Raw genomic sequence first — 14,198 nt, forward strand, 5'->3', positions numbered from 1 at the left:
TTATCTTGTTATTTAGCTTCAAATCAAACCCAATATATTGTGCTATAATCCAATTAACCGTTAATAAATTTAACTGACTGTTAATAATAAAATAATAATAAAAATGCGTGGAGGAAAAATGTCCGCAATTCTTGATCCGGTAAATGATGTGCCGCAAACCAGTCAACTGGAATTGACCGCTAATGCCCCTGGTTTATTAAAAACTATTAAACGCAACGGTAAAGTAGTAAATTATGATGATACGAAAATTAAAGTTGCAATTACTAAGGCATTCATTGCTGATGAAGGCGGTACAGCTTCCACCTCAGATCGTATTCACCAACAGATTGAAGAACTTACCCGGCAAATAACACAAGTGTTCAAACGCCGCTTACCCAGTGGTGGTGCTGTTCATATTGAAGACATTCAAGACCAGGTCGAATTAGCACTCATGCGCAGTGGTCACTATAAAGTTGCTCGCGCTTACGTATTATATCGAGAAGAACACCGTAAAGCCCGTGAAAATGAATTAAAACAACAGGCTAGCGATAATAAAATATTACTAATTACTATGCCTGATGGTGAATTAAAGCCATTAGACACCGATCGCATGAATACGATTGTTGATGAAGCATGCCGTAATTTAGAGCATGTTCAAGCAGAACCTGTTCTAAAAGATGCGATGCGCAATCTTTACAATCATGCAAAATTTGCAGACGTGCACAAAGCACTGATCATGGCAGCACGTACATTAGTTGAAAAAGAGCCGAACTATACCTATGTTAGCGCTCGCTTGTTATTAGACAGTTTGCGTATAGAAGCATTGAATAAATTAGATATTCAAGCAGACGCAACTTTTGATGAAATGAGCAAACTCTACCCTGATTACTTCAAAGTATATATCGCTCATGGCATCAAACAAGGAATGTTAGATGTAAAAATGGCTGACTTTGATTTGGAAAAACTCGGCAAAGCGCTGTTACCTGAGCGGGACATGCAGTTTAGTTATTTAAGTTTGCAAACCTTATATGATCGGTATTTCATTCATGATCAAGGAATACGTTATGAGCTGCCTCAAGCATTCTTCATGCGTGTTGCTATGGGACTAGCTTTACGTGAACAAGATAAAAATGAAAAAGCCATTGAGTTTTATCAATTACTGTCTTCATTTGATTATATGTCATCAACACCTACCCTGTTCAACTCAGGTACTATTAGACCTCAGTTATCCAGTTGCTATTTGACTACTGTTCCAGATCATTTAGATGGGATTTACAGTGCAATTAAAGATAATGCCCTGCTTTCAAAATATGCTGGCGGTTTGGGTAATGACTGGACACCAGTACGTGCGATGGGTTCACATATCAAAGGTACCAATGGAAAATCACAAGGTGTAGTTCCCTTCTTAAATGTTGCTGATGCCACTGCAGTTGCAGTAAACCAAGGGGGTAAACGCAAAGGTGCTGTTTGCGCTTACCTGGAATGTTGGCATAAAGACGTAGAGGAGTTTCTTGAATTAAGAAAAAATACTGGGGATGATCGACGTCGTACACACGATATGAATACTGCATTATGGATTCCAGACTTGTTCATGGTACGTGTACGTGAAAATGGGGATTGGACTTTGTTCTCACCGGATGAAGTACCGAATTTACATGATCAGTACGGTAAAGCATTCGAAACACTCTATTGCGAGTACGAAGAAAAAGCACGCCAAGGTCTCATCAAAAATGCAAAAACACTATCTGCAGTTAAACTGTGGCGTAAGATGTTGTCCATGCTGTTTGAAACTGGCCATCCTTGGATGACCTTTAAAGATCCTTGCAATTTGCGCTCACCACAACAACATGCTGGTGTAGTTCATAGTTCTAACCTGTGCACTGAAATTACACTCAATACTTCAGAAGAAGAAATTGCCGTCTGTAATCTGGGTAGTATTAATCTTCCCGCACACATCAAAAAAGGCAAATTGGATGCTGAGAAATTAAAACGTACCGTTAGAACTGCAATTCGTATGCTGGATAACGTGATCGATATTAATTATTATTCCGTACCTCAGGCACGTAACTCCAACTTGAAGCACAGACCTATTGGTTTAGGGCTAATGGGTTTCCAAGATGCATTATACGAGTTAAAAATTGATTATGCCTCTCAAGAAGCGGTGGATTTTGCTGATTCATCTATGGAGTTAATCAGCTACTATGCAATCGAAGCATCTTGTGATTTGGCAAAGGAGCGAGGTAGTTATTCTAGCTACGAAGGTTCCTTATGGAGTAAAGGTATATTGCCAATTGACTCAATCAATCTATTGCAACAAGCTCGCAATAAATACTTAGAGCAAGATCGTTCACAACGTCTCGATTGGGAAAACTTACGCATCAAAGTTCGTACTCAAGGAATGCGTAACTCCAATGTGATGGCGATAGCACCTACAGCAACTATTTCAAATATTTGTGGTGTATCACAATCCATTGAGCCCACATACCAAAATCTATACGTAAAATCTAATTTGTCCGGTGAGTTCACTGTCATAAATCCCTATTTGGTCGCTGATTTAAAAGCTTTGAACCTTTGGGATGAGGTGATGGTCAATGATTTGAAATATTTTAATGGTAGCGTTCAACCAATCAGCCGTATTCCTGCTGAATTGAAACAACGTTATGCGACTTCTTTCGAAATTGACCCCCTTTGGTTAGTTGATGCGGCTTCTCGTCGTCAAAAATGGATCGATCAAGCCCAATCATTGAATATCTACATGGCTCAGCCATCAGGTAAAAAATTGGACCAACTTTACATGCATGCATGGACACGTGGACTAAAAACCACATATTACTTACGCAGTTTAGGCGCCTCCAATGCGGAAAAATCTACTGTGACTGATGGTGCACTCAATGCGGTTAAAATAATAGCTGAGGAACCTAAGGTATGTTCCATACTCGATCCAGACTGTGAAGCGTGCCAATAACCAGGAGAATTTAAATGTCAGAAAACATAATACAACAACAAGATACAATTCATACTGGTGCCACTGGATATGAACCGCTCGAAATGGGGGCGGCGCGAATTCATGTTGATGATAAACGCATCATTAATTGCCGGGCAGACCTAAATCAGCTCGTTCCCTTTAAATATAAATGGGCATGGGACAAGTATTTAACTGCTTGTGCCAACCACTGGATGCCTAATGAAATTAATATGAGCGCTGACGTAGCGCTCTGGAAAGATCCTAACGGGCTTACCGAAGCGGAACGTTTAATTATTAAACGTAACCTAGGATTTTTTTCAACAGCAGACTCATTAGTTGCCAATAATCTAGTACTCGCTGTTTACAGACATATTACGAATCCGGAGTGCAGACAGTACTTGTTACGTCAGGCCTTTGAAGAGGCACTACATACTCATGCGTATCAATACGTCATTGAGAGCTTAGGCCTGGATGAAGCAGAAGTCTTTAATATGTATCGTGAAATTCCATCCGTAGCGACTAAAGCGGCCTGGGCACTACCCTTTACTCAAAGTTTGGGGGACGAAACATTCCACACAGGAACTGTAGCAAATGATCAGCGTTTATTACGCGACTTAATTGCCTTCTATGTCATCTTTGAAGGGATCTTTTTCTATGTTGGATTTACACAAATTCTCTCCATGGGTCGTCGCAATAAAATGGTTGGAACTTCAGAACAATTCCAATACATTCTGCGTGATGAGTCCATGCATATGAATTTTGGTATTGATGTCATTAACCAAATTAAAATTGAGAACCCACATTTGTGGACGCCTGAATTTAAAGAAGAAATGATTCAACTAATTCACGAAGGTGTTGCATTGGAATATCAATATGCCAAGGACACCATGCCCCAAGGTATACTAGGGATGAACGCTGAAATGTTTGAAGAATATTTGCACTTTATTGCTAACCGTCGTTTAAACCAAATTGGCTTGCCCGAACAATATCCCGGCGCTACCAATCCATTCCCTTGGATGAGTGAAATGATGGACTTGAAAAAAGAAAAGAACTTCTTTGAAACTCGCGTGATTGAATATCAAGCCGGCGGTACTTTAAGCTGGGATGACGAATAGAGATACTTTTAATAAAAAAATCCCCTATATCTGGTTGGGTTGAACCCCACCCAGATATATTAATTCACTCACTGATTTTTTACTCAGAAAACTTTATAAAAACTTATTCTTTTTAATAAGAAAAAAATAAAGATGACATTTCTCTTCCCTATAGTAGAATCTTAAAGCGTTCGAAAATTTAATTTCGACATTGCTTAATGAAATTGATTTCATCCAAATTTATTTGGTACAACACATGAGGTGACAAATGACCAAGAAGACTACACAACAGGAAGAGGATACAAATTATAGTTTTTTACTCAAATGTATGGCAGCAATAACTGCTGCAGCCATAGCCACCGCAGGAATTATAGCTATAGTCTCTCTAAACTCCGCTGCAATAGCAGCAACTGCAGTAGTATCAAAAACATTACTCGCGTCAGCTTTAATTTTCACCCCAGTACTACCCATTGCCCTTTTTGCAATTGGACTCATGCTTGTATTACCGCTTTTATGTGGGTGTAATAATGATTCTTATACTACAGTAAGTACTACTCCAGGGTACAGTAGTTATGGTTTTTACTCTCCATCTTCTGTTTATAATGGGTTTTCCTATTCTGATTACGGTACCAGCACGGTATATTCAAGCAGCAACTCACATGGCCATTCCACTAACGGAACAGTTCATGGACATAATACTAGTCACACACATGGACATGATACTAGTCATACGCATGGACATGGTGCCAGTAATACGCATGGACATTTTTAAGGGGTTCTTCCCTCAGAAGAGGGAAGACTAAACCACTTAAGTAGCTGATCTGGATATCTTTTTATTTGATACTCTAAAACTAGAAAATTATATTTTGCTCAATATGGTCTGCAATTAATCATGTATGTTTTTTCAAAAAGAATGTATCCTAGGGATCAATGAGTCCCAATGAAGAAGTTATTAACCGTTTTATTGCTAACGGTCACTACGGTCTCTTTAGCTGATAATGTAATTATCACGGAAACTAAAACTTGGAAAAGTGTTCATTATAGATGAGAAAGCACACACTTATACTACTGTTGAAGGAACGTCAGTCCCTGAAGGTGATTATTATACTTATCATGGATATCGTTTCCATGCCGGTACTCCAAGTGGAAGTGATATATATTGTTAGCAGAGTAAACGACAAAAAACCTCGCTTACTCTATGGCAGCCTGGATGCACCATAGGAGAACTCGAAAACAATAGTTTTAAATTTACGTTTTCACTATTCGGTACCAGGCTACAATTTATTTAGGACCTCTAAACTTTTTTTACTTGAGTCAAAGAAATTAATTTTTGCTTCGCAATTTCTTTCGCACGTTTTCCCGTTGAATAATCAGGTGTAGCATCACCTTCAATATATTGAGCAAACAAGATAGTATGTGCATCACGCTCTATCCACCCAACAAACCATCCAAGCTGCTTGTCCATATTTCGTGAACCATCTTTCTTAAACGGATTGCCCGATCCTGTTTTACCGTACAGCTTCCAACCTCCAGGTAAATTCTCAATAAATAGTAAATCACGAGTCATTTGCATCGAAAAGTGGCTTACCGGGAGCTTATCTTGAGTTAAACCAGATAAAAACTCGACTTGCTCCTGGGGTGAAATTTGTAATGAACTTGAAAGCCACGCGCGAACTAAGCCATTGTTCATGCCTTTATCACCAGAAACATCCTGATTCCCATAATTTAGTACTTGAACATAATGCTTAAATTGTTCCATTCCTAATTTTTGAGTAATAAGCTGACTATACCAAACGCAACTGTGTTGTATCCAAGTAGTTGGATTATGCGGTTGTTTCCAGACATCTAGCCAATCATTGTATCCTTGTTGGAATGGCCATTCAGGATGAGTTTTATCGGTTAATATCCCCTTATCAAACCCCATTAAACTGATAGCAATTTTAAAAGTTGAACAAGGTGCATGGCGCTGAGCACATTGGCCTTCTTGCTTTAGCGTGACACCGTTCTCTTTAGCTATAAAGCAGTTATTATTTGCAAAAACCATAGAATTAATTGCAAGAAGAGCAATAAAAAAAACCAAACATTTTTTCATTTTATAAAACCATCCCATTAACTTGACTATCCCAAAGCATTTTAAAGTAGCTTTCTTTATTATTTATCAGTTCGTTAAAAGTACCATCTTCGATAATTACGCCCCCCTCCATCACCACAATTCGATCCATATGACGAATGGTAGAGAGACGATGAGCAATAGCGATCACTGTCGCATTGTTTTGTTCCAACATAGCATTAATCGATTGTTGGATTTCTTGTTCTGAAAGAGTATCTAAACTTGAGGTCGCCTCATCAAGTACAACAATGGATGCATTTTTTAAAAATGCGCGTGCAATTGCAATGCGTTGACGCTGCCCGCCTGAAAGCTTCACTCCCCGTTCACCCACTAAGGTATCATATTTCTCAGGTAATGATTCAATGAACTCATCAATATTAGCCATGACTGCGGCCTTTTTTATTTCGGCTTGCGTTGCATTCTCTTTTGCATAACCAATATTTTCACCGATAGAGCGGTGAAAGAGCATAATATCTTGAGGAATTAGCGCAACTTGTTGACGCAAAGAATCGGAGGTTATCTCCGAAATCGGTTTATCATCAATCAAAATTTGCCCCGATGTAGGTCTGAAGTTCTTCAGCAATAAAGAAATTAATGTTGATTTTCCTGCACCTGAATGCCCTACCAAACCAATCTTCTCTCCAGGTTTGATGAATAAATTAAGATCTTTAAATACCCAAGGAGCTCCCTCGCGGTATGCAAAGGAAAGTTGTTTAAACTCAATTTTACCTTGATTTATCTGATAGTCCTCTGCGTGGAATGCATCTACTTCATCATGAGGCATCGCCAAAATACCAAAAGAGGATTTAAAATCTCCTATTTCTTTTAAAAAAGTACAAAGACTACTCATAAGCGTCCATAAATCAAAAGAAATGGTAATGGCCGTGAGCATAACAAATAAAAAATCGCCAGTAGAAATCTCCCCATGAATACGTAGGTAAATCATAAAGATAAAAACAGCAATCAGCATGAACCAATACAGTACTGAGCCGACTATATTAAATTTAAAATCATACTGATAAAGTTCAATTTGCCGTGGAACAAAATCAGCCGACATCAACTCATTAACCCGTCGATGTTCCGCTCGCCGTTTCGAAAAATAAAACAAAGAAAAAATATTAGTAATGTTATCAGAGAAAGACCCTATAATCTGATGTTTACTTTCAGCCATATTATTAGACAGCTGATTTAGTTTAAGCGCCATAGGTAGCATTATTACCATAACTAACACACACCAGGTCAACATAAAACAAAAAACACTAAAATTGACGACCAATAAAACAAAAACAGAAACAACAACCACACAAAAATGTTTTCCGACAATATGATGGAGATTAGCAAAAACACTATCATATCCATCCAAAAGCCCTTTAAGTTTACTAATTACCGTTCCACTAGGCGTATTTTGAAAATAATTATAAGAATGATGTTGAACATAATCGTAAGCGGACGACAATAATCGCTGCCGAGCATAGGGTTCCGCTTTCCATTCCGCAAAATCACTAATTCGCCAAACAACATCCAATATAATTTGCGCTGTAATAAATAGGACAATAGGAACTAACAATTGATGATAGGAAGCAATAGTTTCACTTGAAAACGCATCCACAAGAAGTTTAAAAGAATAGTTGTTAGCAAAAATATAAAAGGCGGTGAGCACCGGAGCCTGAAACATTAAGACATACCACCAACGATAAGGCTTAATGACCTGCCACAAAAAATCCCAGGCTGAATGAAATGGATATTTTAAATCTGAAGTGTCCATCATGCATGCTCAAATAAAAAGTCGATGGAGTATACCACATTTAGCCTGCAAAATGCTCATAATTAACTCATTATTAATGATTAAATCTAGAATGAAAAATCACATTTGCGGCAATGTAACGTTGTTATTTTTTCATGATGACGGTAGACTTACGCGTTAGAGTCCCGGTGGCACAGCTGGATAGCGCAGCCCCCTCCTAAGGGGCAGGTCGGAGGTTCAAATCCTCTCCGGGACGCCAACAAATAAAGACTTTGCGTGAAGCTCCTCCAATCTCTGTTAGGTTACAGGGTGCAAACTGAGGATGTTACATAGCGTAAATTATGAAACTATAAATGCTGATGCAAAGCACAATGTGAAAAAGAGCCTGGAGATTGGGCATAACTTAGAGAGGTAACCAATAATCCTGTAATCAAACGCTATACAGGAATTAAGGTATTGAGGATGTTATTCAATATATTGAAACCCACCAGATAACCAGCATGCTACTGTTCCGCTCGGCAGTATTAGTTATAGGACATTAATCTTTTCTTCGTTATTCTTAACTGCCTGTGAATAAGATTAAACAATCACTCTCATCGAGCTAATTAATTTCATCTCATTACCTTTGAGATATTTTTTCTTAAACTTAAGTTAGAAATTTATGCTCAATTGTTTCGCACCATCAACAATTACCATCTAATTATTAAATTTATCTCTAAGAAGACTATAAATACATACTGCGTGACCAATTTTTGTATATAATTTTATATCTATGTATAATTATTGTATTATTTATAAATTTGAATTGGTGATCTTCATGAAAAACGACAAAGAGAAAGAAAAAAATTCGTCTGTGCCTTCAACTACCTCAGGAGAAAAACAAACCTCTTCGGCTTCAATCACGTTACAACTTTTAAACAAAGAAAAAGAAAAAATAAAAGAAGCAGAAAAAAAAGAGTCTACTGCGGAAGCTGCAAAACAGCGTTGCAAAATTTGTTTTAAAGAAACCGCTCCAAACCCCAAATGTTTTGGACATGGAGGAGGAGGCGGCGGTGGAGGTGGTGGTGGCTCTGGTCAAACCTCAGAGGAAAAAGCAAGTTCTGGGCAAGATAAATCGCAGGATAAATCTGGAAAAGCAGTTGAGACCACCGATGAATTGATTGGCGAGTTTGCTTCAATAGGAGATAGTGAAAAGCTTGATTTAGAGTCTACTTTTGATCCAGAAATAATTGAAAAACTAATTGCTGACGGGAAATTGTTGGTTGATAGTGATCGTGAATCAATGACTCTTACTATTAAATTACTTTGCGATCCTGATGAATTAACTGAGGAGCAAAGAGAAGAATTAAAAAAATTCATGAAAGCGATTCTAAAGGAATTTAATGAGTTTAAAGTGGAAAATAATCTTTCGGAGGATTGTCTAGAATTGATGGAAGATGAGAAAGGAAACATACTCTCTCTTCGTATTACTATGCCCACAATAGCTTTATACGATGCATTTATTCAGCGGTTAGCAAATAATTTAGTGCCAATACACAGTCCAAAAGCACTAGATAAGGAAAAAGATACAAAAGAACAGAATTTTGCTCCCAATCCACTTTCAATGGAACTCAAACCTTCTATTAAAGTGAAATCATGTAAACAAGAAGAAATTGGATATAATAAGGATCTAGAGCCCAAAGAGACTGAAAATGAAGAAGAAGTAATCTTTAACCCATCTCCTTTTAAAAAACCCTGGTAAAGAATGAGCGCGAATATAAATGATTTACTTTATCCGCATTCTGGATCCTAATATAACGTTGTTTCTGAAATAAAATTTGAAAACTCTCTCATTTCAGAGACTTGTCTAATAGTTTATCAGGAGCAACAAAAAACCTAGACGAGCAACCTACTCGAGCTATGGGAGTTTACAAGAAATGGCGATGGAAAGAGACCGTTATACCCAACACTGCATATGGCCTGAAAGCGCAAATTTTGCCACAAACGGGATCACTACCCTAACCTAGGGTTTCTGTGGCATAGAAATTGAACTCAATTATTTATTTCCTAAATAAGTCCAGTGTCCTACGTCTTTGCTATAATTATGTTTATTTACAAATAACAAAAGTCTAGGCAGTATCTATGCGAAATCGAGAAGAATCTGACGGTATAACTCCCTCCATCAATCTATCTAAAAGTGTGTTAATTATAGATCTACAAAAAAAAATAGCTTCTCTCCATATGAGCGAAAGAGAAAAAGTGCTTGAGGAATTTTGGCATCGTATTGAAAACGGTAAAGGCTCACCACTTATTGAAAAAAATGAATCTGGAGATTATACCGTAACCTTTCTCTATCGTTCCAAAGAAGAGGTAATAGTAGAACTCGATTGTAATGATTTGAATGAGCACAAACTTGATAAGGATGGAAAGGTAAGATTATTTGATAGGATCCCAGATACAGATATTTATCTGTTTACCATTGAAAACATGCCTGGAGAAGTTATAGTTCCTTATGGATTCACGGTAAATAAGCAGGATGTTCAAGACATGCTAAATAAGAATACATTTCATTTACCCCTTTGCAATTTAGGTAATGGTGAAACCTTTCTTGATATACGCAATTCGTCAGTACTAGCACTTCCAAATGCAAATAGAGACCTAAACTGGTATAAAGGTAATATTGTTAAGGAGCAAGGCAACCTTTATCCTCAAGATATTGAGGATAAAAAGCAAGGCTTTGGTGAACGTAGACTATGGATTTACACACCACCAGACTTCAACGTTAAACGAAAAGAGCCCTATAAATTAATGGTTATTACAGATGGCGGCACCTACGCCATGATAATGAAACCTCATTTAGACCAACAGCAGGTAATAAATCCTATATTAAGAAATACAGTGGTTGCTTTTGTGGGCAATGTTAGAGAGGGTTCGGTTAACTATCATCCTATTAATTTAGTAGAAAACGAAACAAACGATGACGCTGAGCACCGGCAATATGAGTTTTTAGAACATAGTGATGCGTTTTATGAAGCCGTCATTGCACCAACCATAGAAACCCTCAACATGACCCATCACTTCACTTAAGCCAAAAGCCAGAAGATACTATTTTAGCTGGATTTAGCTTAGGTGGTCATTTTGCTCTAGAGTCTGGATTAACTCACCCCGAAAATATAGGAAATGTGATTTGTCTTTCCGGTGCGTTTAATACAGCTGTAAAATCCCTTTACCCTTCTTTAGAGAAAAATAATAAAGACTTGAATATCTTTATGACTGTGGGTCTATTAGAAACATTAAGTCAAACTCCTAAAAACCAAGGAATATATCATGTAACCGATGAAACTCGGCTTCAAGCAAATAAAAGACTCGCTGAAGAATTACGGCATAAGGGATATAATGTCAAATTAGTCACACTTCCAAGTGGGCACAATGAATTATCAACTCTCCATAGTATTACTGACCAGGCGCTTCCATTTTTTTGCGCGAGAAACCTATCTAAAGAAAAGGCACGTGGCGCTTCAGGGCCAATAGCATTACAGCCACCAGAGGAGCAATTACTAAAGGCTCGCGAGCGAATACACGAATTTAAAACAAAGGTATCTTGTGAAGCTCAAGGGGATAATAGCTTAAACTCATCCTTAAAACACGACCCCTAAGCCGCCAGGGAGCGTATGCTGATCCTCCTATATGAATTTAATTAAGCTCTTCAGCCATAATTTCTTCCCTGCTTCTATTATCACTTTTCATAAAAAATTTTATATGTACCGTCAGTATACTTACTTAGTGTTGAACTTTTTTATGCAAATGTTTTATAAATTTTCCTTCTATGAATAAGCTTCTACAAATGAGACTGGATTAATTCCTCAATGTTTTGCATACATCCTTCTTCTCTTGTTATTTTTGCGTTTGAATTAATTTATGCACTTAATGTATCACGCGTCCATGCTTGTTCTTTAGTCCCGGTAAGCTAATTTAATGGCGCTCATCATTATCTTTGACTTTATTCATAATGAGCAAATTTTGTCCCCATGGAATTTCTGCGACGAGTTGTCGCAGATTTGAATGATCTTCATACTCCAAATAAAATGGCCGCATATCCCTAAGCTTCTGGCGATAGAAATAGATGGAAATATCTGAGATAATTATTAACTCCCCCTCCTAAGAGGCAGGTCGGAGGTTCACTTCTCTGCGGGACGCCAGTAAATAAAGACTTGTGTGAAATTCCTCCAATTTTTGTTAGGATACAGGGGGCGAACTGAATGAGTTTGTATATCATAAATTATAAAAATATAACTGCTGATGCAAAAAGTAATAACGAAAATAGTTTTTTGCCTTGAGCCCTAAATCAATAGAAAGTAAGTTGTATGAAGAAATTTAAGTTAATTATTTTATTTTCATTCTCCCTCCCTTCTTTTGCTTTTGATTGTTACCCAGAAATCAACCCTAATCTTTCACAATATATTGTTGGCTATGGAAGTTTAATTGATGAGACATCTAAAAAAAGAACTGATCCATCTGCTGAAGAGAGTGTTCCTATTTTGGTAAAAGGATATAAAAGAATTTGGGCAGGACATGGTAATTTACCTGGAGTTAATGCCACGTTTTTATCTGCCATTGAAAGTAAAAGCTCATCTTTTATTGGTGTAAGTTACAAATTGAGTGAGCCGGAAAATATCAGAAGCTATGATAAAAGAGAGAGCTTTTATTGTAGAAAACAAATTGATCCGGACAATTTGATACCACTTTCTGGATCTTCCAACTTTTCAACTCAAAAGCAAGTTTGGATATACACCATAGCCTCAACGGAAAATCAACTTCCTAGCAATAATTTCCCAATTGTCCAATCCTATGTTGATATTTTTCTACGTGGCTGTATTCAAGTTGAAAAAAAATTTAATATTACAAATTTTGCTAGAGATTGCATTGAAACTACAGAAGGATGGCCAGATTATTGGATAAACGACAGAATTTTTCCTCGACGCCCATCCGTATATGAACCTTTTGCTGCTCAAATTGACTCTTTACTAAAGGATACTATACCTGAAAAATTCAGGCATATTCGCTTTGAGAAAACTGTGATCTAAGATATAGCTTTCTCTTTTTGAATTTATTTTCTGTTTCGATAATATTGGGAGCAAAAAAGGAAATATAGTGAAATCGTAAATGTCTCTAAAAATGAAGTGATCATGGAAATATCATAAAACCATTCCATAGATTATTTTTCGATTCGCAGGTCACCTTCAGATGCTACCTTTAACCCGGAACCACGCAAGACAATATATGCATGACGACTTCAGGAGTTGCAGGTAATTTTTCACCCTATGCCTCCAAAATGGCGAATATCACTGCGGGCAACCTTACGTGTGTTATCTCTTGTTGCGAGATGGAGGTAGGGGTTATTTAATCCAACAATTTTTATTTAGCCGTATTTGGAATATTTCAATTGGATGTACTGCACTTTTATCTTCCATTTTGATATCCTAAATCATAGTCGGAAATATTCCTATAATGGTGGAAAATCGAGTCTTTTCTGACTGGTTATAAATCCTTCTCCTTCAATTAATTCATTATTTAAATTTTTAATATAAAATTTATAATCTTTTATAAAATAATCACCATTCAAATATGAAGTTAGTATTGCATCCAATGTACTAGTATCAATGTTAAAGTCATAGTCTCTATATATTATATGATAATCTTCCCCATCAGGACCAAATTGAATATCAAGTTCATACACTCCTCCAATGAAAAAACAAAGTGGCAGAGATTTCGAGTTTTTTGGAAAAATTCTAATTTCGGTGCAATCAACAAGATAATCGGTTTTTACCTGGTATTGTTTTTTTTGTATTGATTGTATTTTACTAGAATGTAAATTTACCCAATTCATAATCCTTTCTTCCGTTTCACTGTATGATAAAGATTTATAAGTGGACTTAGTAAATAACGATGCAATCGATTCTATGAAGAAATCAAGGACAACAAACGGAATTGTTAGTATCTTTGAAATCTTTTTCATACGTTTAGAAGGGTCAATTTTGATCAATTCAATGAATGGTAGTATAGCAGAATTTGGGGTGTAACAAGCAACGGAACGAAAAGATACTCTAAGCAATTTTATTAATGAAAGGTAATGGTTCTTTCAATATAATATTTTGATAACGGGTTCTTCCACAGGACCCTAATCGAGTTAATCGGTATGGTGCTTTAACTCAAGAACACATTTTAAGTCCAGATCCACGTACTCCATTTAAGCATAAATTTGAAGAAAGCTTTTCGGAATGTAGCAATAATTTACCCAAAGAGCTCATTGAAAACTAGGGGGTCTCA

Annotated in this window: 11 protein-coding genes and 1 tRNA gene; 8 read left to right on the forward strand and 4 right to left on the reverse strand. The window is 37.0% G+C overall.

Annotated elements, in window-relative coordinates:
- Nucleotides 1–118 precede the first annotated feature (118 nt).
- The 3 genes from HBNCFIEN_RS09345 to HBNCFIEN_RS09355 all read left to right on the forward strand — a co-directional run bounded on the left by HBNCFIEN_RS09345 (nucleotide 119) and on the right by HBNCFIEN_RS09355 (nucleotide 4,810).
- The gene (locus HBNCFIEN_RS09345) at nucleotides 119–2,944 is read left to right on the forward strand and encodes a ribonucleoside-diphosphate reductase subunit alpha (protein WP_182390840.1); all 2,826 of its coding nucleotides are present in this window, start codon (nucleotides 119–121) and stop codon (nucleotides 2,942–2,944) included.
- Between the two features lie 14 nt (nucleotides 2,945–2,958).
- Nucleotides 2,959–4,059 (forward strand): ribonucleotide-diphosphate reductase subunit beta, encoded by a 1,101-nt coding sequence (locus HBNCFIEN_RS09350; protein WP_182390841.1) that lies wholly within the window; start codon nucleotides 2,959–2,961, stop codon nucleotides 4,057–4,059.
- A gap of 247 nt (nucleotides 4,060–4,306) precedes the next feature.
- Nucleotides 4,307–4,810: a hypothetical protein gene (locus HBNCFIEN_RS09355; RefSeq protein WP_182390842.1), complete on the forward strand. Its 504-nt coding sequence runs from the start codon at nucleotides 4,307–4,309 to the stop codon at nucleotides 4,808–4,810.
- A gap of 522 nt (nucleotides 4,811–5,332) precedes the next feature.
- On the opposite strand, the gene blaOXA is transcribed toward HBNCFIEN_RS09355, so the two are convergent.
- Both blaOXA and HBNCFIEN_RS09370 read right to left on the reverse strand, forming a co-directional pair.
- Nucleotides 5,333–6,130 (reverse strand): class D beta-lactamase, encoded by a 798-nt coding sequence (blaOXA, locus tag HBNCFIEN_RS09365; RefSeq protein WP_182390843.1) that lies wholly within the window; start codon nucleotides 6,128–6,130, stop codon nucleotides 5,333–5,335.
- A 1-nt stretch (nucleotide 6,131) separates the two neighbouring features.
- A complete protein-coding gene (locus HBNCFIEN_RS09370; protein ID WP_255464177.1) occupies nucleotides 6,132–7,916 on the reverse strand; it encodes an ABC transporter ATP-binding protein in 1,785 nt (594 codons plus the stop codon).
- A gap of 158 nt (nucleotides 7,917–8,074) precedes the next feature.
- Here HBNCFIEN_RS09370 and HBNCFIEN_RS09375 point away from each other — a divergent pair.
- The 4 genes from HBNCFIEN_RS09375 (at nucleotide 8,075) to HBNCFIEN_RS09390 (ending at nucleotide 11,527) form a co-directional block, all read left to right on the forward strand.
- Nucleotides 8,075–8,151, forward strand: a tRNA-Arg gene (locus tag HBNCFIEN_RS09375).
- Nucleotides 8,152–8,709: 558 nt separating this feature from the next.
- A complete protein-coding gene (locus HBNCFIEN_RS09380) occupies nucleotides 8,710–9,633 on the forward strand; it encodes a hypothetical protein (protein WP_182390844.1) in 924 nt (307 codons plus the stop codon).
- 380 nt (nucleotides 9,634–10,013) lie between these two features.
- On the forward strand, nucleotides 10,014–10,958 hold the full coding sequence (locus tag HBNCFIEN_RS09385; RefSeq protein ID WP_182390845.1) for a hypothetical protein: 945 nt from the start codon (nucleotides 10,014–10,016) through the stop codon (nucleotides 10,956–10,958).
- Between the two features lie 20 nt (nucleotides 10,959–10,978).
- Entirely contained in the window at nucleotides 10,979–11,527 is a 549-nt protein-coding gene (locus HBNCFIEN_RS09390) for an alpha/beta hydrolase-fold protein (RefSeq protein WP_182393669.1), read from the forward strand.
- A 316-nt stretch (nucleotides 11,528–11,843) separates the two neighbouring features.
- Here HBNCFIEN_RS09390 and HBNCFIEN_RS09395 read toward each other — a convergent pair whose 3' ends face one another.
- Nucleotides 11,844–11,966, reverse strand: coding sequence for a DUF1016 N-terminal domain-containing protein (locus HBNCFIEN_RS09395; RefSeq protein ID WP_255464178.1), 123 nt, complete (start codon nucleotides 11,964–11,966; stop codon nucleotides 11,844–11,846).
- A gap of 269 nt (nucleotides 11,967–12,235) precedes the next feature.
- Between HBNCFIEN_RS09395 and HBNCFIEN_RS09400 the strand changes: the two genes are divergently transcribed.
- Nucleotides 12,236–12,955 carry a gamma-glutamylcyclotransferase family protein gene (locus tag HBNCFIEN_RS09400; protein WP_182390846.1) on the forward strand — a complete coding sequence of 240 codons (720 nt, stop codon included), beginning with the start codon at nucleotides 12,236–12,238 and terminating at the stop codon, nucleotides 12,953–12,955.
- A gap of 419 nt (nucleotides 12,956–13,374) precedes the next feature.
- Here the strand turns inward: HBNCFIEN_RS09400 and HBNCFIEN_RS09405 are convergent, their stop codons facing one another.
- A complete protein-coding gene (locus HBNCFIEN_RS09405) occupies nucleotides 13,375–13,758 on the reverse strand; it encodes a hypothetical protein (RefSeq protein WP_182390847.1) in 384 nt (127 codons plus the stop codon).
- Nucleotides 13,759–14,198: the final 440 nt, after the last annotated feature.

The organism is Legionella sp. PC997, from assembly GCF_014109825.1.
GTDB lineage: Bacteria > Pseudomonadota > Gammaproteobacteria > Legionellales > Legionellaceae > Legionella.